Genomic DNA, 20,322 nt, shown 5'->3' with positions numbered 1-20,322 from the left:
TTAAATCATCACATTTAAACTTTCAAGCTATAAAAAAAGCCCGTTATGAGCTTCTTTTATTTGTGTTTTACACTTAGAAATTATCCGGACTTTCCAAACGTTTCACGACTTGCACCTTCTCTGGATTATGCATGACTGCAACACCATCTTCGGCTTTTTTATCAATTAAGGCATCCGGGTTATATACGGTAATAGTTTCATTACCGTTGGCATCTTCACCAACAATATACTGAAAGCCTTTGCGGTTCATTTTATGACACAAGCGTTGATACCAGCCCTTAAAACCCGTGGTTTCTTCATTGGGGTTATAATAAAAGGCATTCATGACCGCAGGTAAACCCAGTCCACAGACTACGCCGGAAAGTAAAACGGCAATAAAGGTATAGCCTACCAGGATACTGCTGTACTCACTGAGTTCAGGAATATTCGCCACCGCCAGAATCAAGGCAAGCGAGATTCCGCCACGCACCCCGCCCCATGATAAAATTGCCAAACTGCCGTTATAGCTTTTGTTTCTAAAGTTCGGGAAAAATGCAAATGACAGATAGTTGGCAGCAAAGCGCGAAGCATGCAGAATAAGGAATGCGACAATACCGCCCAGAATTAAACTAATGCTTAAATCCAGAATAAACAGTTCCAGACCAATCAAGGTGAACAAGAAGGAATTGATGATTCCTTCAACCGTATGCCAGAAATGGTTGACTTCACGAATTTCACGTTCCTGTAAAATTTCTTTCCACTTGTTCCCGACCACCAAACCACCAATCACACAGGCAATTGGTGCAGAGGCATGAGCGAATAAAGCCACCAAATATGAACCACAAGCCAGTAATGCCGTGGTTAAAATCAGAGATTCCATTTCGTGTTTGCCACGAAGCAATCTTAAAATGCCCAGACCAAAACCCCAGCCAATAATTATGGCCACCACAATCTCGTAAAGCAAAGTTTGCAAAGTACCTATAATGGTAAAATGTTCACCCTGCAATACATATAATAAAGTCATGAATACGGCGATACACATGGCATCATTAAACAGTGATTCACCTTCCAGTTTAACCATCAGGTGATGCGGTGCACGTACCGAACTGAGTACACCTTTAATTCCGATCGGGTCGGTCGCACCCAATGCAGCGCCTAACAGTAAAAGCACCAGTAAATCGACATGCTTGCCAATCAGGAATTGATAGCCATATAAAGTGACACCAAAAAACACCGCACACAGCACCAATGCAATACTGGCCAAAATACTGATCGGCTTCCAGTGGCTTTTTAAATCGGACACTTTAAATTTTAAAGCGGAAGAGGTCAGGATAAAACAGATCACACCATTGATTAAAAAATCATAGAAATCAATATGACGAACTGCTTCTTCAATATTGTGAATATTAATGGTGATGAACTTGTTGCCACTGAGTAAACTAGCACCCCATTGTAAAATAAAGACGAAAATTGCCGAAACAATGGGTACACCTATCGCCTGTGGGAAACCTAAAATACGCTTATTAAAAATAGTTGTTGCAATTGAAAGCGCAAAAATAACTGTAAAGACCTGAAGAAAAAAGAAATTTCCCATTAAAGTTCCAATTTGAGCGATTGATTGGAATAAAGCGAACGCATCCCACCATTTCCAAATAAATATTTAATTCAATACTATTTATTCACCGAATCAGTTTAACCATTTTTTCTTTGACCCACAAAATAGTTAAGTTTTTTTACATATTTTTAGCAATGATTTAACATAGCCCAAGATCCATTTATTTAGTATCTCCTCGTTTCTTTCATTTCTCTCTACATTAAGTTGAATTTAACCATGCATCAAACAGTTAAAACCATATTTCGGCTTTTTTTTGCAGGGATCATTTTTCTTATTACCTTGACTTTATTTTTGAGTATTTTTTCAAAAAGCCAAGAAATTATAAAAGCAGATCAAGCTTTTCAGTACGCCACGCAGATTTCCTTAAAATCTACACCTGACAAACAACTGGTGCTGGTCTCGAATAATCAACGTCCGGATCAGGCCATTTATATTGTGATCGCACAGAATGGTTATATTGCCAAATTAAACTGCCAGCATTATCTGCAAGATATTTGTACAGATGAATATAACCAATCCCATACCCGACAAATCCAGCAATTAGAGCTATTAAAAGTAGGTCAGCAGCATTATATCCAGCAGGTTAGTTATCAAGATAGTCGTACCCAAAAGCAGCAGCAATGGTCTTATTCCAAGCCGCAAATTCAGCAATTTTATCAGGCTGATATTTCAGATTTAAAATATCATCTGTTTAGTATGGCACTGTTTGCATTGGCAGCACTGTATGTATCGATTCGAATCATCCGAAACTTTAAACAGTTTATTCATGGTTAACAAAAAAGAGGATTTAATATCCTCTTTTTTAATGCTTCATTTCTATTTAAATGGCTTGATTAAAAGTATCACAATCGTTGATATTCCCCGATTTCAACCCGGTTTCAAACCATTTCATGCGCTGCTGGCTGCTGCCATGGGTAAAACTATCGGGTACCACCTGCCCGGTCGCACGTTTCTGTAAATAGTCATCACCAATCTTATGCGCTGCATCCATGGCTTCTTCAATATCGCCCTGCTCCAAGAACTGGGTACGTTGCTGGTTATGATGCGCCCAGATGCCGGCAAAACAGTCTGCCTGTAATTCCTGACGTACAGAAAGCTGATTGCCTTGTACTTCACTCGATTGGGCACGGGCTTTTTGCACTTGTGCTGAAATACCTAACAGCGTTTGCAGATGATGTCCCACTTCATGAGCCACCACATAAGCCTGGGCAAAATCACCGGCCTGATCCTGGCGGGACAATTCCGTGCTGTTTTGCTCACCGGATATGCCCATTTGCTGACGCATATCTTTAAAGAAAGCCGTATCGATATACACTTTCTGATCCGAAGGACAATAGAAAGGCCCCATGGCAGATTGTGCGGTGCCACAGCCCGAATCCACGATGCCATTAAACATCACCAGTTTCGGTGCGGCATACTGCGCATTAAGCTGCTGCTGGAACACTTGGCTCCAGGTATCTTCGGTATCTGCCAATACGGTACCGACAAAATCCATGGCTTCCTGCTGTTCCGGGCTTGGATTCTCCAGACTTTTGGTTTCGGTCGACTGTGATTGTGAAGTGACCTGTTTGGTGGCCTGATAGGCTTGTTGAGGATCAACTCCAAAAAACTTCCAGGCCACGAATGCGACGATCAGCCCCAAGATACTGATCCCGCCTGCTTTAGCTCTGCCACCACCACGACGGTCTTCTACATTGCTACTGATTCGACGTCCTTTCCAGCGCATAGTGCTTTTCCTTAGAATTAGCTCAATCTATTTTAGTGAGCTTTTTCATCATTAAGCCTGTTTTGACTTGGACTTCATCTTCTGAATAACGCTAACCATAACTAAAACCAACAATCCAGCAACAAAACCAATCCCCAGATTAATTAAGGTGGGAGTCACTGCGCCAATAATATTGCCCATTGTAGGAAGGTGTTGTACATAATCGACAGAGTCTTCGGTCACATGATGAAATAATGGAATGGTATGGGTAATAATTCCGCCCCCAACCAAGAACATGGCAAGAGTGCCAACAATGGTCAAAGTTTTCATCAGTTTTGGAGCAAACGCCAGCAATCCACGTCCAATCGCCTGTTTGAAGCTTGAAGCCTGCTCGGTTAAGTACAAGCCCAAATCATCAATTTTGACAATCATGGCGACAAAACCATATACCCCAATGGTCATGATAATTGCAATCGCTGAAAGCACCATAACCTTAGTACCAAAAGCAGCTGTTGCAACGGTACCCAATGAAATCACTACAATTTCAGCAGACAAAATAAAGTCGGTACGAATCGCCCCTTTGATTTTTTCTTTCTCGAACTTGGCCAAATCGGTTTCAATGGCATTGAATTCTGCTTCAGCTGCTTCTTCCGTCGTGGCTTTTTTATGCTGCAAACTGTGCAGCACTTTTTCTACCCCTTCATAACACAGGAACAGACCACCAACCATCAATAACGGATTGATGAGCCACGGCGCGATCACACTAATCAGTAACGCCAAAGGCACCAGAATCAGCTTATTCACAAAAGAGCCTTTGGCTACCCCCCAAACCACAGGCAGCTCACGCTCTGCACGCACGCCACTCACCTGTTGGGCATTGAGTGCCAGATCATCACCCAATACGCCTGCGGTTTTTTTTGCCGCCATTTTACTCATGACAGCAACGTCGTCTAAAACAGTTGCAATATCATCTAATAATATTAATAAACTACTCGCCATTCCTGTTATCCCTAAAGGTTCTATCGGCTATTTTAAAGAGAAAGATTCAAAAAAACTGTATCCACATCATTAAATTGTTCTTATTTTTTCAATGATCTGTTTTTATAGTGCCTGACATTCAAAAACATTATGCCGTACAATAAGGCAATACATCAGCATATAAGTATGTAGTGTTCACTACTTTGGAATAGAGAGATAATGAGTAATCAAGACAATCGTCCTGTTATTTTGACTGGCGACCGCCCAACCGGACAACTTCATTTAGGTCATTTTGTAGGTTCTTTACGTTCACGCGTAGGTTTACAGGATTCTCACCATCAACATCTCCTTCTTGCTGATGCCCAAGCTTTAACCGACAACGCCGATAACTTTGAAAAAGTACGCCGTAATATTATTGAAGTGGCAACAGATTATTTGGCTGTAGGTATTGACCCGAGCAAAACTACTATCTGTGTTCAGTCCTGCTTGCCAGCACTGAATGAACTGACCATGTTGTATTTAAACTTTGTCACTGTATCTCGTTTAGAGCGCAATCCGACCATTAAATCTGAAATTCAGATGCGCGGTTTTGAGCGCGATATTCCGGCAGGTTTCCTGTGTTACCCTGTAGCACAAGCCGCTGACATTACAGCATTTAAAGCCACTGTCGTACCTGTGGGCGAAGACCAGATTCCAATGATCGAACAGACCAACGAAATCGTGCGTCGTTTAAACCGTCAGATTGGTCATGAAATTTTACCTGAATGTAAGGCACTGCTTTCTAATGTGGGTCGTCTACCTGGTTTCGACGGTAAAGCAAAAATGTCGAAGTCGTTGGGCAATACCATTGTGCTGGATGCTTCTGACAAGGACATCAAAAAAGCTGTGAATGCCATGTATACCGATCCAAATCATTTGCGTATTGAAGATCCGGGTCAGGTGGAAGGCAACGTGGTATTTACTTATTTAGATGCTTTCGATACCAATAAAGAAGAGCTGGAAGAGTTAAAAGCACATTATCGTCGTGGCGGTTTGGGCGATGGTACGGTGAAAAAACGTCTTGAAGGCATTTTGAAAGAACTGATTGGCCCTATTCGTGAACGCCGTATGGAATTACAGAAAGATCCTGACTACATCATGGATATTCTAAAAACCGGGACTGACAAGTGCCGTGATATTACCCAGCAAACGCTTGATGAAGTGAAAGCAGGACTTGGCGTTTTCCACTTTTAAACACTGTATATTTTTTAAAAGCCCTTCTTTTTCAGAGGGGCTTTTTTATAGCTAAAAATGAGCAATCAATCACACTAACCCAGAGTGATTAACCTGAATTAACACAACTTAACTGAAAGCATCATGAAATGACTCAGCCTTCATTTTAAGATGTCTTAAATGCTTAGAGCTACCCCTAGTTCTAACATTCTCCTTAACCGAACTGTGCAAACAGATTCGTTGTTCTACGCAATGATCACCCCAATCATTGCGTATTTTTTTGCCTGATTTTCAAGCCATCATAAGTTTCAGGCAATAAAAAACCCGCATGAAGCGGGTTTTTAATCTTCACCACTTATGCATGTTTATGACGCATATGCGGGAACAAAATCACGTCACGGATACTTGGTGCATTGGCAAAAATCATCACCAAACGGTCAATACCAATACCCTCGCCTGCTGTAGGAGGAAGACCGTATTCAAGTGCTTCAATAAAGTCTGCATCGAAGTGCATTGCTTCATCATCGCCGGCATCTTTTTCAGCAACCTGTGCCTGGAATCGCTCTGCCTGGTCAATCGGGTCATTCAATTCCGAGAAACCATTCGCCAGCTCACGACCACCAATAAAGAATTCAAAACGGTCAGTAATGTGCGGATTTTCATCATTACGGCGTGCCAATGGGGAAGTTTCCGCTGGATATTCGGTAATGAATGTCGGTTGACGCAGTTTGGTTTCCACTGTTTCTTCAAATACGATAGTTTGAAGTTTACCCAAGCCAAAACCAGGTTTCACCTGTTCTTTCAATTCTTCCTGAACAAATTTAGCCAGGAATTCACGGTCATTGACATTTTCAGGAGTAAATTGCGGGTTGTGTTCCAAAATGGCATCAAACATCGAAATTTTCTTGAATGGACCCTTGAAGCTATACACTTCTTCACCGTAAGGAACGTCTGTCGTACCCAGGATATCTAGCGCCAGTTTCTCAAGCATATTTTCAGTTAAAGCCATCAAGTCTTTATAGTCTGCATAAGCCTGATAGAATTCAATCATGGTGAATTCTGGGTTATGACGGGTTGAAACCCCTTCGTTACGGAAGTTACGGTTAATCTCGAATACACGTTCAAAACCACCAACCACCAAGCGCTTCAAGTAAAGCTCAGGCGCAATACGCAAGAACAAAGGCATGTCCAAGGCATTGTGATGCGTTTCAAATGGACGCGCAGAAGCACCACCTGGAATCACATGCATCATCGGTGTTTCCACTTCCATGAAGCGTTCATTGCTTAAGTAGTTACGAATTCCTGCAACCACTTTGGCACGAATTTCAAAGGTTTTACGGGTTTCTTCGTTTACGATTAAATCTAGGTAACGTTTACGATATTTAACTTCGGTATCGGTTAAACCATGGAATTTGTCTGGAAGTGGACGCAGTGACTTGGTTAAAAGTTCAAATTGCTCGATGTGTACATACAGGTCACCTTTACCTGAACGGCCAATATAACCTTCAACGGCAATGATGTCACCAAGATCTAAGCTCTTGATGGTTTCCAGTACTTCAGGTGCAAGTTCTTTGCGTGCAACATAAAGCTGAATACGGCCAGTCATGTCCTGGATCACGATGAATGAACCGCGGTTCAACATCACACGACCCGCTACTTTTACATAAAATTTTTCGCCAGCTTCAATTTCTTCTTTAGATTTTTCAGCGAATTGGTCTTGTAAATCCTGTGCATAGTGCTCACGCTTAAACGCGTTCGGCCATGGGCTAATACCAGTTTCTTTTGCGTGGTCTTGAATCTGCTTTAACTTGGCATGACGCTGTGCAATTAAATCGTTTTCGGAAATGTGTTGTTCAGAAGTCGATTGAGCGTTATGTTGCGTCATCTCTGCCTCAAATATATGTAAAAAACGGAAGGTGCATAGCATAGCAGATTTAGTGCAAATTTCGAATGTCTAATTGCCATACAAATGCACGGATTTGCTAAAAACAGCATTCTTTACTTTATCAGGCTAAGCTTCAGCGAACTGTTTAACACTCTCATAACCCTTTTAAACCCGTTTTCCATCATTTCCCGATAGTCTTTAGACCTATCTACATTCACCCTGAGTATGTTTTTTCCATCTATCTGCTCCAGAACATATTTCTTTAAAGCACCCTTCCATTTTTTAACTTCTTCACCTTCCAAATCTTTAATACTCTCTCAAACCCTACCTAAATGTTTAAAGATCACCAATTTCAACTCTTCCAAACGCTCAATCGTAGCAACCATACCCGTTGCCGTAGGTCCATTAGCTATAGCTAAGGAGGCCATATACCTGCCGTACTTTTAAGGTAAAGGCTGCAAGTAAAATTGCATAACTTAATGTTTCCATAGCGTGGCCAACTCTCCAAAACATGCTGTCCATAAAAGTAGAGAAACCATTTTTTACATCATAGCTACATTTTGTTATTGAATACTGAGTTGAACAATCAATAACACCAAGTATTTATTTTTAATAAATAATTTATCTTTAAATTAAATTTATTAGATTGATCTGAAATACACCTTAGACCAAAAGCTAACTTCTTTGTTCAGCCAAGTCACTTACAATAGATTCAAGAAAAATAGTTGAAAAGTAATCTATTCAACTGTGTCTATCTTTGTGAATAAAGAAAGTATGAACTAAAAAAATGACGACATGCCCTTTAAAAATCCTATTTTTGCATGGACTCGATTCTTCGCGTGAATCAGCCAGATTCCATGCTATTAACGCCGATCATAAATATTGTATCGATGTAGATTATCGCAACCTAAATTTTCAAACCGTCGCTAATTTTTACCGGGAAATTATTGCCAAAATTCAACCGGAAATTCTGATTGGCCATAGTTTGGGGGCTTACTGGGCCTTGAAAATGTCAGTCCTATACAAAATTCCGGCGATTATTGCCAATCCCAGCTTAAGCCCAGACTTTCGTGCTGATTATCCACCTATTAGCGAAGATGATCTGGAACATGATATTGCACAAATTGCCTATCTGGAATTAGGCGATGAAGAACTGGATATGTATGCTGTACAACAGCAACTTGAACCCTATATGCAGGTTCAGGCCGTCGAAGGTGGGCATCATCGTTTAGCCAGTCCAGAAAATATCAATGGCCTGCTTCTGCATATGCAGACATATTTTCTGAAAAAATAAAAAAGCCTTGGAATAACCAAGGCTTTTTTCACATGCTTTAATCAAGCAACGGCTTGTTCTGGTTGCGATTTTTCATCTAATACCGACCAAATATCTAAGCCCAGGTCATTATGCAAATCTGGCAAATCCAGAAAAACACTTGCCCCTAAAACTTCATGCTCGCATTTATTCACTAACTGTTTAACTGCTTTTAGCGTACCGCCAGTGGCTAACACATCATCTACGATAATGATTTTTTGCGCTTGAACATCAGCCGACATTTCCAGACGGTCCATGCCATATTCCAGGCTATAACCGACACCAACCACTGGTGGTGGTAATTTTCCTGCTTTACGAACCAGCAATAAACCTTTGCCCAAACGTTGCGCCAATAAACTTGCAAGTACAAAACCACGCGCTTCAACTGCGACAAAACTGTCGACTTCTGCCAATTTTTCAGCAGGAATACTGGCAACTAAAGCATCGGTTAATAACTCAATGTTTCCCATAAATAATGGAGTCAAGTCATAAAAACAAATACCTGGTTTAGGGAAATCCTGGACCGTACGAATGTTAGACCACAAAGTTGTAGACAGATTGCTCATGGGAGAAAAGTATTTTAAAAGAGAATATATGAATTTTAACGCTTTATTAGGCCTATGACCAGTCAGCGCTTACTTTTAAACCATAATAAAAATAATCACAAAATTATAACTTACTGATTTAGTTATTTAATTTTTTAAATAAATAATAGGTATAGATTTATCCAATCATAGAATAACAAATACGTGTTTTTTTTCTGCACGACCTTAGTCTATAAAGACCCTCATCAACTTTAACTACGCTGGGAGCCAAAATTTTGTTTGTCGCACTGTTTAAAAAGGAAAGCTAATTTATATTGCTCCACTTCTGACTATTTTCATGCTTTAAAGACCAGTTTTGTCCTGCTCAGCAATTCTGGTTTCAATTTCTGTCCTTAAACTCCGATATTTGCTTTACATTGTAGACAGAACTGCGTAAAAATTTGCTTGAATGTGTACATTGAAAGTCATATCAATAGAGTCACACAGTATATGGAATATTACTGACCGCATATTTTTGAAAAGTCAGTGTTTTGGAGAGTCAAATGAAGAAATATCAATGCATCGTTTGTGGATGGATTTATGACGAAGCTGAAGGTTGGCCACAAGATGGGATTGTCGCAGGGACCAAATGGGAAGACATCCCGGATGACTGGACCTGCCCGGACTGTGGTGTATCAAAAGTTGATTTCGAAATGGTAGAAGTCTGATTATTGATACAAAAGACCATAGTGAATGGTCTTTTTTTATGTCTTATTAAAGAAAAACAGTCTGGAGAATAATATGCATCCTATCGTCATCATTGGTTCTGGTATGGCCGGCTATACCGCAGCACGTGAATTTCGCAAGCTTAATCCCGAGCATGAGCTGGTCATGATCTGTGCAGATGATGCGGTAAACTATGCCAAACCGACACTTTCCAATGCTTTAGCTGGGAACAAGGCACCTGAACAAATTGCTTTAGGCGATGCAGCTAAAATGGCAACGCAACTGAATATGCGTATTGAAGCACATACCTGGGTCAAAGAAATTCAAGCAGCCCAACATCAGCTTATTTTAGAAAAAGATGGTCAGCAAAGTACTCAGCCTTATGCCAAACTGGTTCTTGCAGTGGGTGCTCATCCTGTTCGCGTAGCGATTGCAGGCGATGGCAGTGATGATATTCATGTCGTCAATAATTTAGAGGACTACAAGGCATTCCGTAAAAATCTGGATCAACATCATGATAAACGTGTGGTGATTTTAGGTGCTGGTCTGATTGGCTGTGAATTTGCCAATGACTTGCAAAACACAGACCATCAAGTGACTGTGATTGATTTGGCTCCTCAACCTTTGGGCCGCCTATTACCCGCCCATGTTGCAACGTCTTTCCAGGAAAAACTTGAGGATACCGGTATTCACTTTGTTCTGGGCACCACGGTTGAAAAAGTCATCAAAGTAGAAAAAGGCGATTATCAAATCACGTTAGCCAATGGTCAGTCTGTGGTTGCTGACATTGTGCTTTCTGCGATTGGTTTACACCCGAATCTGGAGTTAGCAAAAGCTGCTGATATTCATTGCAGTCGCGGTATTTTGACCAATAGCCATCTGGAAACCAACCAGGCAGATATTTATGCCATTGGGGACTGCGCCGAAGTCAATGGTTTGCTGTTGCCGTATGTCATGCCAATTATGCAACAGGCACGTGCCTTAGCCAAAACCTTAAATGGTGAAAAAACCCATGTGCATTACCCAGCAATGCCGGTTGCGGTCAAAACACCTGCGGCACCTCTTACAGTACTTCCTGCACCTGTGGACGTTGATGTAAACTGGGAAACAGAAGAACTCGAAGATGGCATGATTGCTAAAGCCATCGATAGTGAAAATACATTACGTGGTTTTGTCTTGTTGGGACCAAGTGCTGCCAAACAGCGTTTGATTCTCACCAAACTGGTGCCGGACTTGATTCCTGCTGCAGTTTAAGATTTTAATACCAAGGACATTTTTTCAGCAAAATGTCCTTTTTTAGGAAAATAACAATGGATAGCGCACTCAGTTTTACGGGTTCTCCCTATACATCTTTTATGCATGAAACCAAAGTCAATTTAGGTAATGGCGTTGAACTTCATGTGGAAATGGGTGGAAATCCGGAACATCCTGCCATCATACTGATTATGGGTTTAGGTGCGCAAATGTTGTTTTGGCCTGATTTTTTCTGCAAATCCCTGATTGACCAAGGTTATCGCGTAATTCGTTTTGACAACCGCGATATTGGCTTGTCTTCCAAAATCCGTCATTCTGGTCCACGTCTCAACACATTGAAATTGATGGGACGTTTTGCCTTAGGCTTACAAAATCAAGGTGCGCCCTATAACTTATATGATATGGCAGAAGATGCAGCACTACTAATTGATCGTTTGGGTCTGCAACAAGTCTCGGTCATTGGCGCTTCCATGGGAGGCATGATTGCACAAATTCTGGCAGCAAAACATCCACAAAAAGTCAGTAATCTGGGCCTGATGTTTACTAGTAACAATCAGCCGCTGTTACCGCCGCCTTTTCCCAAACAGCTGTTTGGCCTGATTGGCAGACCAGAATCGACTGATGAAGAAGGCATTGTGAACCATAGCGTGAAGGTATTTAACATTATTGGCTCACCTGGATATATCAATCAACTGGAAATTATTCAGACAGCACGCAAATTATATCAACGAAGTTACTATCCAGCGGGTGTACTTCAACAGTTTTTAGCAATATTATGTACAGGTTCTTTGCTACAATTGGGTAAGCAAATTCAGCAACCTACCCTCGTGGTACATGGCTCTCGTGATCGTTTATTGCCACCGAGTCATGGCAAAGCAGTTGCAAAGGCAATTACTGATGCTAAGTTTGAATTAATTGAGGGAATGGGGCATGATATCCCACCGCATTTTATTCCATATCTAAGCGGATTATTTGCTGATCACTTTAAATCAAAACATTAGGACACTATGGCTGCATTACCCTCTTTAAGACAGCTGTCATACCTCGTTACACTGTCTGAAACGCTGCATTTTACTGAAGCTGCGCGCCGTTCATTTGTGACCCAGTCAACCTTGTCTGGCGGGATCATGGAGTTAGAGCGCTTGCTAGGTGGAGTACTTGTTGAACGCGATCGCCAAAATGTACGTTTAACTCCGCTTGGCGAACAGGTTGTTGCACGAGCCCGTGTTCTTTTGGCAGACGCCCAAGACCTGATGCGTTTAAGTCGTGAAATGAGCGAACCTTTAACAGGTGATCTACATTTAGGGATTATTCCCACAATTGCACCTTTTATTCTGTCGCAACTGCTAGATGAAGTGCATAAACAACTTCCTAAAATTCAGTTGCACTTGCACGAAGCACAAAGTGAAAAAATTGTCGAAAAACTCGAACATGGTAATTTGGACATGATCGTGTTGGCATTGCCTTTTGACACACGTGGCTTAAAAGTTGCAGAAATTGCAAAAGAAAATCTGTATCTGGTTTATCATAAAGCAGATCAGAATGCGCAGAATGCCCGCAGTTTGGATGATCTGGATTTATCGCGCTTGGTATTACTTGAAGAAGGTCATTGTTTACGCAACCATGTGTTAAGTGCCTGTCCAATTGGTGAACGCAAAAATGATCATCGCTTAAAAGCAAGTTCATTGCCGACACTGATAGAAATGGTTTGTTCAGACTTGGGCTTTACCCTGCTTCCTGAAATTGCGATTCATACCCATATGATTAAAGCCAATTCAGACTTGGTAGTGAAACCTATAGAGGCAGCGCCAAGCCGTACCCTTGCCCTGGTGACACGTAAAAGTACCCCATTGCAAAGCGAGTTTGATGTCCTGTTACAAATCTTGCAAAAAATCACCCAAAGTCTTCATTAAAAGATTCAATCTATTAAAAGGAGCAACGGCTCCTTTTTTTATGCTTAATGTAAAGTATGCAGGCTCATTTTTTTAATCAAATGCCTTATTTTTTTTATAAAAAAATGCTTAGCACTCCGGATAAACCTTAATTAAAACAAATGGACAACTTCTCATACATAGGAATAAATAGAGAAAACTACATTCAAGAAATTACTCACTTCTGAATTGCAAACACCATCAAAAGTGAGCAATTCCAGGCAACCATTCAACTACTTTATATACTTGATAATAGGTATTTTATGTTTCATTTAAAAATGAAAGGTAAAAAAATAGCTTATCCACCCAGATAAGCCATGTAAGGTAAAATATTTCCATTACTCTGATTGTAATAGAAATATTGTAGCCCTTGGAGTTGAAACAGTATTGTTGAGTCAACCCAAACAAAAAGCACTGTTATGCTATAAGCTAAATATCACTTCTAATATCCCTATAATTGGGTATTTTTCATCATTTATAAGAATGCCTGTACTTTGCACAAGAAAATAACCCAACAACAAGCAAGTCAAAATAAAATAAAATAAAATAAAATAATTTATATATAAATATCCTTTACTTTACATATATTTAAATTTACTTTTATTTTATAAATTCACCAGTTTCAAGGGTAGCAGTTTTGTTTAGTTTTATAACAAAGTAATTCGATAAAATATACAACCATTGTGAATACAAGCTTGTTAGTGAACTACTATTAACCGTTTCTATCATGATGATAGAAGATCAACCCTTTTTTAATCATCCATTAGAAAAACAATATTAAAAATATCTACAGAAAAATTGCCAGCGTAGAACCTTCATTTTTTAAGTTGAGGATGATTTATTGGGAATAATTTATGAATAAATCAATCAAATCAAGGAATCCAAAGACTCCTTGATTTGAGATGGGGACACTATTGTGGATTATTTAATCATCTCTAATAATATACGCTGTGCATTATGTGCTGCTTCTCCTTCGGCAACCTGTGCACGTAACCATGTACCATCACTTTGCAGTAACCACGCTTGCTGATTATCCTTTAAATAATTCAGTAAACCTTGCTGATAAATGCGTTTTTTCAATACCGCATCTTCAATCGGGAAACAGGCTTCCACACGATTGAACAGGTTTCGATCCATCCAGTCTGCACTTGAACAGTAAATCCGGCTATCTCCTCCGTTCAAGAAGTAATAGACACGGGTATGCTCAAGGAAACGGCCAACGATGGAGCGTACCCGAATATTTTCAGACAGGTCAGGCAAACCGGGACGCAGGCAGCAGATTGAACGGATAATCAGATCAATTTGTACACCGGCTTGCGATGCTTCATATAATTTATTGATCAGTTGCATTTCCGTTAAGGCATTCACCTTGACAATAATTTGTGCAGGCTTACCGGCTTTGGCATTGGCAATTTCATCATCAATAAAATTAATCAGCTGAGCATGCAAGGTAAAAGGAGCATGCAATAACTTTTTCAGTTTTGCCATTTTCCCCATACCGGTTAATTCCTGGAAAATGCGGTGCACATCTTCACAAAGCTCTTTGTCTGTGGTCAGCAAACCATAGTCGGTATAAATACGGGCATTGCCGGCATGGTAGTTACCTGTACCTAAATGTACATAACGCACCAGCTTATTGTTTTCACGGCGCACCACCAGAATCATTTTGGCATGGGTTTTATAACCCACAATGCCATACACGACGACTGCTCCAGCTTCTTGCAGTACATTCGCCACTTCAATATTGGATTCTTCATCGAAACGGGCACGGAGTTCAATGACTGCCGTCACTTCCTTGCCATTACGTGCTGCTTCCGCCAAGACCTGAACAATTTCAGAATCCGGACCACTGCGATATAGCGTTTGCTTGATGGCTAAAACTTGTGGATCACGTGCTGCTTCACGTAACAAGTTAATGACTGGTGCAAAAGATTCAAACGGATGATGGAGTAAAATATCCTGTTTCTGCATAGCAGAAAAAATATTTTCAGATTTTCTCAGCACTTTCGGAATAATAGGCGTATGTGAATCATAGCGTAAATGTGGACGCTTAAAATTGGACAATAATCGCGCCAAGTTAACTGGGCCATCAACCTTATACAGTTGCTCTTCTTCCAGATCAAACTCATCCAGCAAATAGTCATAGATATGTTTCGGGCAGTTATGAGTCACTTCCAAACGTACCGCACGGCCAAAACGACGCGAATTTAACTCCCCTTTTAGGGCTTTGGCCAAGTCTTCTACATCTTCGTTTAAGGCTAAATCGGCATTTCGGGTGACACGGAACTGGTAACAACCCGTTGCCGTCATGCCCGGGAACAGGTCTGAAACATGCTCATGAATAATCGCAGACAGCATCACATGATGCTCTTTCCCCCCAGTAAGTTCATCCGGCAAGCGCACGACACGTGGCAATGAACGCGGTGCAGGTACTACAGCCAGATCAATCTGACGGCCAAAAGCATCTTTACCTTCTAGGGTCACAATAAAGTTGAGACTTTTGTTAACCAGACGTGGAAATGGATGTGCAGGATCCAGACTAATCGGGGTCAGAACGGGGGCTACCTGTTCCTGAAAATATTTTTTGATCCAAGCCGACTGTGCCGGGGTTAATTCACCGCGACGCAAGAAACAGATGTCTTCTTCACGCAGTTTAGGCAAAATTTGTTCATTTAAAATACGGTATTGACGGTCAATTGCCTCATGCGTGGTTTTGGAAATGATATCCAGCACCTGTTTAGGGGTTAAACCATCCGGACTACGGCTTTCATTACCCAAGTCCAGTTGCTCCATCACCCCAGCAACGCGAATTTCAAAAAATTCGTCCAGATTACGCGAGAAAATCAGCAGGAAATTCATCCGGTCAAGCAAAGGATGCAAAGGATCGACCGCTTGCTCCAATACCCGCAAATGGAAGTCGAGAATAGAAAGCTCACGATTAATGTAGCGATCATTATATGTATATTCTATTTGCGCCGGAGTCGTATTAGCAGCCGTATTCATACCCTAACCTATGATTATTCGAAAGTAGTCCGTATCTTCATAAGTATGCTTCAAATTTATGACAATTTCATAAAAAAAAGCCCAAATCACTGGGCTTTTTGAAAATAAATCCTAAATTAGGGAATATGGCTATAACGCATATATTTTTGAATCATGCGTTTACGATATTGTAATTTTTTATCATGTTGATGATCTTGATAATATTTAGGGTTAGGTAAAATGGCTGCTAAAAATGCCGCCTGTTCACGACTCAGGCTACGCGCACTTTTGCCAAAATAATGCTGGGTGGCCGCTTCTATGCCATAAATATTGTCGCCAAATTCTACCGAGTTGAGATAGACTTCCAAAATGCGCTGTTTTGACCACATGCGTTCCATCATCCAGGTGGCAACCGCTTCCTGTCCTTTACGCAGGAAGGAACGCTTATTGTATAAAAACAGGTTTTTGGCCAGTTGCTGGGAAATGGTTGAACCGCCGGCTACCACCTTACCCTTGTCTTTGTTGCGTTCCAAGGCGAATTGCATGCCTTCCCAGTCGAAACCTTTATGCTGCAAAAACTTTCCATCTTCCGCAGCAACCACGGCATGTTTCATATAATCACTGATTTGATCATAATCACGCCACTCATGTTTAATCGGTTTCGAAGGTTCGGACCAATAATCCAGACGCATCATCATGGTGGTATCAACCGGATGGGTGCGCCACCACAGCAAACTTGAAAAAATCCACAGTTGAACCAAAAGCACCAGACTGACAAGTATTAACAAACTACGAACAATAAAAGCTTTCATGTCAGTGAGTTACTCCAAAAATCTGTTTTTTTCGTGCTAAGCTGGATGCTGAATATAGCAAAGATTATAAAAGAATAGCATGGCCGAACTTTCTCCCCCTCCCATTCGAACTAAACCCGAGGTTCATCTTTGGTGGCTGACGGCAGTTTTTATTGCCATCAATGTCGGTTTATTTCTCTGGCAAGTCCTGAGTGGAGTCAATATTACGACTCCAAGTCTGGTCGATGCGATTCATTGGGGTGCTGATTATGCACCTTTAACCTTTTTAGAGGAACCCACTCGCCTGTTTACAAGCATGTTTTTTCATTTTGGCCTGATCCATTTAATGCTGAACATGTGGGCACTGTATATTTTTGGCAGTGTGGCTGAACAGCTGTTAGGCCGGTTTTATTATCTGGGACTTTATATTCTTGCCGGTCTGATGGGCAGTTTACTCAGCGGTTTCATCGATATTCAGAATACCTTTGCACTCTTGCAAAGCAATGACCCTACACTTCTTCCCACCGTCAGTGCCGGTGCATCGGGTGCCGTGATGGGTATTGGCAGTGCATTGACAGTTTTATCCTTATTTCCCATGTTACCGAAGCAGCGATTTATTTTAGATAAAAAAACCTTGCTGATGATTATGGGCATCAATTTGTTGATTGGCTTTACCATCGCCGGAATTAACAATGCCGCACATATTGGCGGCATGTTGATGGGTGCGCTGCTCACAATAATCTGGTATGTGGGACAAAGAATACATAAACCCAATTTGGCTTTTGTAGTAGGCATGGCAGTAGGCATCATCAGTTGTTATTTGCTGTATGCTTACTGCATGCAGCAAGTGCAGATTCTGGAACCAGTCTGGCGGCAAATATTGGCTGCTATGCGGGCACAACTGCATTTTTAATGCCCATAATTTTGTCTACTGAAGATGAATCTGCTATTGATTCATCTCACGTAAACTTTGCAGTGGCGGAATATCACACAGATAACTCAAACGATAACGTCCAATCAGCGCGCACAGTAGCGTCATCAGTATGGGTAAAATCAGCCAGATTTGCCAATGGGGCTGAATCAGCAGATTCATTTTATAACTGGCAATGGCACTGATGACTTCGGCAAACAGGCAAGATACGATTCCTGCCATGAATCCCATAAAACCAATTTCTAGGGTCATCATCTGCTTGAGCTTTTGTTTGGAACTGCCAAATGAACGTAGTAAAGCCACTTCACGTTTACGCTCATCCATCAACAGGTTTAAACAGGCTATTAACACCAGAATACCCGAAACACTGACCAACAGTGCCAGAATGGTAACAATTTGTACCAGCACATTCACCAGACGTTTGACCTCATCCAGAATCAGACTGACATCAATAAACACGGTGTTAGAGAATTGCTGAATCAGCGCAACAATCTGGTTTTTATCCTGTTCCGGTACATAAAAACTGCCTAAATAGCTACCCGCATTTTCATCCATAGTTTTGGGGGCAAAAATAAAGAAAAAATTCGGACTAAAGCTTTCCCATTCCACACTGCGCAAGTTCACTACTTTGGCCTGAATCAATCCTTCTGGCAGGCTGAAAGTCAACTGATCGCCGATTTTGATGCCCAATTCCTCTGCAATTTTGGCTTCAACTGACACCTCACCGGGATGTTTCAAGGCTACCGCACCCTGCACGATGATATTGTCAGCCGGATATTCGGTGGTTTGGGTTAAATTCAGTTCACGGCGTAAAGAATTGTTGCTTTTGACCAGATCTGCTGCAAAGGGCTGATCATTCTTCGCCACCAATCGGCCACGAATATTGGGATATAAAGGCGTACTTGGCCAGCCATGTTGCTTAATCTGAGCTTTGAAGGCTGGCATATCAAACGGCGGCAGACCATACACAAACTGATTCGGTGTGCCTGCAGGCAATTGCTGCTGCCAACGTTCCAGCAAATCTGTCCGCAACACGGTTAACACGGTCATCAGACTCAGGCCAAGTGCCAAGGCTGTAATTTGAAAAGCGGTTTGATACGGCACCCGCACATAGGCTGAAATTACCCCTTTCAGGTTTTTGATGAATTTTAAACAGCCCCAGATCAACACATAGAGCAGTGTACACAGCAATACAATTGCTCCCATTACCCAGGCAGTGAGCACGATATTTTCAGTCAGCACAATACTGAATAATGCCAAGCTGGCTGTGCCCATGATTAACATCCACAGCATGGATTGTACTGACTTTTCCTGCTGGCGAATGACCCGAATCGGCGGGGTATTGAGCAATTGCCATAAGCTGGGTACAATGAATCCCAATAGCACCACTGCGCTGGTCAGCATAGCAATCGGTAATGGTCCCAGCAGCATCTCTCCTGCTGAAAATGCAATCTGTAAATTTGGAATCAGTTGCAGCATCAATTGCAGCAAACCGTAACCCAAAGCTACCCCAGCCAAACTACCAATCAGCATGGCGACCAGCAAAACCACGGCTAGCAAGGTAAGATAGGCATTGAGAATCTGGCCTCGTGTCGCACCGATACAACGCATCAATGCAATATTGTCCTGATTTTGTTGCACATAGCGCTGGCTGGTCAGGGCAATCGCAATCCCGCACAGCAAAATGGTCAAGATATTGCTCAGTTGCAGGAAGGTATCCAAATTGGCAATCGGTTTCATTAAACGGGTATTGCCTTCGCTGGCATTTCTTAACCTAAGGCTATTTTGCTCATCCTGCGTTGGTGCATCATGTGCTGCTTTCGGCAAGGTCGCGTGCTGCTGTTGCTTAAAATCTTGTTCAAACTGCTTGGTTTGCTCGGGATCACCCGCCATTAACAAACGATACTCGGCACGGCTACCGACCTGGATGGCATTGGTTTTGGCGACGTCGTTACGGGAAATCATTACCGTCGGTGAAAAACCGGAAAAGCCCAGTTCCTGATTGGAATCATGTACAATTTTTGCCGTGATCTTAAACTGGCCATCTGCAATATTGATTTGGTCACCCAATTTAACATGCAATAAATCCATAGCACGTGGGCTCATCCAGACCTCACCGGACTGGATGGTTTTGACCTGGGGCAGCACCCGAAGCTCGCCGCGTAAGGGAAATGCCTGATCGATGGCTTTGACATTGACCATGACAAATTGATCATCGGTACGCGCCATTGAACTGAAAGCGGTGACTTGAGATAGTTGCAGTTTTAATTGTCTGGCCTGATTCTGCCACTTTTGTTCCAGCGGCTGATTGTCGCTCAGCACCAGGTCAGCTGCCAGCATTTCTGCGGCCTGTAAGGCTACGGCATTCTGAATCTGTTCATTGCTAAATTTCAGTGCAGTGGTGGCACTAATCGCCAGGGTCAAGGCAATGATCAGCAGATAAACCCCCGTACTTTTAAAACTCTGGGTCAACAAGGGCCGAAATAATCGATTCATT

At 41.7% G+C, this 20,322-nt stretch carries 16 protein-coding genes; 8 read left to right on the top strand and 8 right to left on the bottom strand.

Going from position 1 to position 20,322, the window contains the following annotated elements; translation table 11 throughout:
• Positions 1–73: 73 nt before the first annotated feature.
• Positions 74–1,573: a cation:proton antiporter gene (locus ABJ384_RS04240; protein ID WP_180176535.1), complete on the bottom strand. Its 1,500-nt coding sequence runs from the start codon at positions 1,571–1,573 to the stop codon at positions 74–76.
• 237 nt (positions 1,574–1,810) lie between these two features.
• On the opposite strand from ABJ384_RS04240, the gene ABJ384_RS04235 reads away from it, so the two are divergent.
• A complete protein-coding gene (locus ABJ384_RS04235) occupies positions 1,811–2,368 on the top strand; it encodes a hypothetical protein (RefSeq protein ID WP_349929044.1) in 558 nt (185 codons plus the stop codon).
• Positions 2,369–2,414: 46 nt separating this feature from the next.
• Here the strand turns inward: ABJ384_RS04235 and ABJ384_RS04230 are convergent, their stop codons facing one another.
• A complete protein-coding gene (locus tag ABJ384_RS04230) occupies positions 2,415–3,320 on the bottom strand; it encodes a neutral zinc metallopeptidase (RefSeq protein ID WP_349929042.1) in 906 nt (301 codons plus the stop codon).
• 51 nt (positions 3,321–3,371) lie between these two features.
• Positions 3,372–4,298 (bottom strand): DUF808 domain-containing protein, encoded by a 927-nt coding sequence (locus tag ABJ384_RS04225; RefSeq protein WP_349929040.1) that lies wholly within the window; start codon positions 4,296–4,298, stop codon positions 3,372–3,374.
• 198 nt (positions 4,299–4,496) lie between these two features.
• Here ABJ384_RS04225 and trpS point away from each other — a divergent pair, with 198 nt between their 5' ends.
• On the top strand, positions 4,497–5,510 hold the full coding sequence (gene trpS, locus ABJ384_RS04220) for a tryptophan--tRNA ligase (RefSeq protein ID WP_349929038.1): 1,014 nt from the start codon (positions 4,497–4,499) through the stop codon (positions 5,508–5,510).
• Between the two features lie 334 nt (positions 5,511–5,844).
• Here trpS and lysS read toward each other — a convergent pair whose 3' ends face one another.
• Positions 5,845–7,374, bottom strand: a complete 1,530-nt coding sequence (gene lysS, locus ABJ384_RS04215; RefSeq protein ID WP_349929036.1) for a lysine--tRNA ligase — start codon at positions 7,372–7,374, stop codon at positions 5,845–5,847.
• Between the two features lie 787 nt (positions 7,375–8,161).
• Here lysS and ABJ384_RS04210 point away from each other — a divergent pair.
• Positions 8,162–8,668, top strand: a complete 507-nt coding sequence (locus ABJ384_RS04210; RefSeq protein WP_086195930.1) for a YqiA/YcfP family alpha/beta fold hydrolase — start codon at positions 8,162–8,164, stop codon at positions 8,666–8,668.
• Between the two features lie 41 nt (positions 8,669–8,709).
• Here the strand turns inward: ABJ384_RS04210 and ABJ384_RS04205 are convergent, their stop codons facing one another.
• A complete protein-coding gene (locus tag ABJ384_RS04205) occupies positions 8,710–9,252 on the bottom strand; it encodes an adenine phosphoribosyltransferase (RefSeq protein ID WP_166167506.1) in 543 nt (180 codons plus the stop codon).
• A gap of 521 nt (positions 9,253–9,773) precedes the next feature.
• Between ABJ384_RS04205 and rubA the strand changes: the two genes are divergently transcribed.
• The 4 genes from rubA (at position 9,774) to oxyR (ending at position 13,103) form a co-directional block, all read left to right on the top strand.
• Positions 9,774–9,938: a rubredoxin RubA gene (gene rubA / locus ABJ384_RS04200; RefSeq protein WP_086195931.1), complete on the top strand. Its 165-nt coding sequence runs from the start codon at positions 9,774–9,776 to the stop codon at positions 9,936–9,938.
• 73 nt (positions 9,939–10,011) lie between these two features.
• The gene (gene rubB, locus ABJ384_RS04195; RefSeq protein ID WP_349929033.1) at positions 10,012–11,190 is read left to right on the top strand and encodes a rubredoxin reductase RubB; all 1,179 of its coding nucleotides are present in this window, start codon (positions 10,012–10,014) and stop codon (positions 11,188–11,190) included.
• 56 nt (positions 11,191–11,246) lie between these two features.
• Complete coding sequence (estB, locus tag ABJ384_RS04190; protein WP_349929031.1) at positions 11,247–12,191, top strand: esterase EstB; 945 nt, start codon at positions 11,247–11,249, stop codon at positions 12,189–12,191.
• Between the two features lie 6 nt (positions 12,192–12,197).
• Positions 12,198–13,103, top strand: a complete 906-nt coding sequence (gene oxyR / locus ABJ384_RS04185) for a LysR family transcriptional regulator OxyR (RefSeq protein WP_349929029.1) — start codon at positions 12,198–12,200, stop codon at positions 13,101–13,103.
• Between the two features lie 939 nt (positions 13,104–14,042).
• Here oxyR and ppk1 read toward each other — a convergent pair.
• Together ppk1 and mtgA are read right to left on the bottom strand one after the other, a co-directional pair.
• Entirely contained in the window at positions 14,043–16,124 is a 2,082-nt protein-coding gene (ppk1, locus tag ABJ384_RS04180; RefSeq protein WP_349929027.1) for a polyphosphate kinase 1, read from the bottom strand.
• A 116-nt stretch (positions 16,125–16,240) separates the two neighbouring features.
• A complete protein-coding gene (gene mtgA, locus ABJ384_RS04175) occupies positions 16,241–16,915 on the bottom strand; it encodes a monofunctional biosynthetic peptidoglycan transglycosylase (RefSeq protein WP_180042938.1) in 675 nt (224 codons plus the stop codon).
• A 79-nt stretch (positions 16,916–16,994) separates the two neighbouring features.
• Here mtgA and ABJ384_RS04170 point away from each other — a divergent pair, with 79 nt between their 5' ends.
• Positions 16,995–17,807, top strand: a complete 813-nt coding sequence (locus tag ABJ384_RS04170; RefSeq protein ID WP_349929025.1) for a rhomboid family intramembrane serine protease — start codon at positions 16,995–16,997, stop codon at positions 17,805–17,807.
• 33 nt (positions 17,808–17,840) lie between these two features.
• Here the strand turns inward: ABJ384_RS04170 and ABJ384_RS04165 are convergent, their stop codons facing one another.
• Positions 17,841–20,321 (bottom strand): FtsX-like permease family protein, encoded by a 2,481-nt coding sequence (locus tag ABJ384_RS04165; RefSeq protein WP_349929024.1) that lies wholly within the window; start codon positions 20,319–20,321, stop codon positions 17,841–17,843.
• Position 20,322 lies beyond the last annotated feature (1 nt).

Origin of the sequence: Acinetobacter sp. A1-4-2, from assembly GCF_040233925.1 — a bacterium.
GTDB lineage: Bacteria > Pseudomonadota > Gammaproteobacteria > Pseudomonadales > Moraxellaceae > Acinetobacter.
This window is presented reverse-complemented; position numbering and strand designations above follow the sequence as displayed.

Bases quoted from the DNA above. Each gene is read 5' to 3' on its own strand.
- ABJ384_RS04240 (WP_180176535.1), bottom strand. From the start codon at position 1,573: ATGGGAAATTTCTTTTTTCTTCAGGTCTTTACAGTTATTTTTGCGCTT.
- ABJ384_RS04235 (WP_349929044.1), top strand. From the start codon at position 1,811: ATGCATCAAACAGTTAAAACCATATTTCGGCTTTTTTTTGCAGGGATC.
- ABJ384_RS04230 (WP_349929042.1), bottom strand. From the start codon at position 3,320: ATGCGCTGGAAAGGACGTCGAATCAGTAGCAATGTAGAAGACCGTCGT.
- ABJ384_RS04225 (WP_349929040.1), bottom strand. From the start codon at position 4,298: ATGGCGAGTAGTTTATTAATATTATTAGATGATATTGCAACTGTTTTA.
- trpS (WP_349929038.1), top strand. From the start codon at position 4,497: ATGAGTAATCAAGACAATCGTCCTGTTATTTTGACTGGCGACCGCCCA.
- lysS (WP_349929036.1), bottom strand. From the start codon at position 7,374: ATGACGCAACATAACGCTCAATCGACTTCTGAACAACACATTTCCGAA.
- ABJ384_RS04210 (WP_086195930.1), top strand. From the start codon at position 8,162: ATGACGACATGCCCTTTAAAAATCCTATTTTTGCATGGACTCGATTCT.
- ABJ384_RS04205 (WP_166167506.1), bottom strand. From the start codon at position 9,252: ATGAGCAATCTGTCTACAACTTTGTGGTCTAACATTCGTACGGTCCAG.
- rubA (WP_086195931.1), top strand. From the start codon at position 9,774: ATGAAGAAATATCAATGCATCGTTTGTGGATGGATTTATGACGAAGCT.
- rubB (WP_349929033.1), top strand. From the start codon at position 10,012: ATGCATCCTATCGTCATCATTGGTTCTGGTATGGCCGGCTATACCGCA.
- estB (WP_349929031.1), top strand. From the start codon at position 11,247: ATGGATAGCGCACTCAGTTTTACGGGTTCTCCCTATACATCTTTTATG.
- oxyR (WP_349929029.1), top strand. From the start codon at position 12,198: ATGGCTGCATTACCCTCTTTAAGACAGCTGTCATACCTCGTTACACTG.
- ppk1 (WP_349929027.1), bottom strand. From the start codon at position 16,124: ATGAATACGGCTGCTAATACGACTCCGGCGCAAATAGAATATACATAT.
- mtgA (WP_180042938.1), bottom strand. From the start codon at position 16,915: ATGAAAGCTTTTATTGTTCGTAGTTTGTTAATACTTGTCAGTCTGGTG.
- ABJ384_RS04170 (WP_349929025.1), top strand. From the start codon at position 16,995: ATGGCCGAACTTTCTCCCCCTCCCATTCGAACTAAACCCGAGGTTCAT.
- ABJ384_RS04165 (WP_349929024.1), bottom strand. From the start codon at position 20,321: ATGAATCGATTATTTCGGCCCTTGTTGACCCAGAGTTTTAAAAGTACG.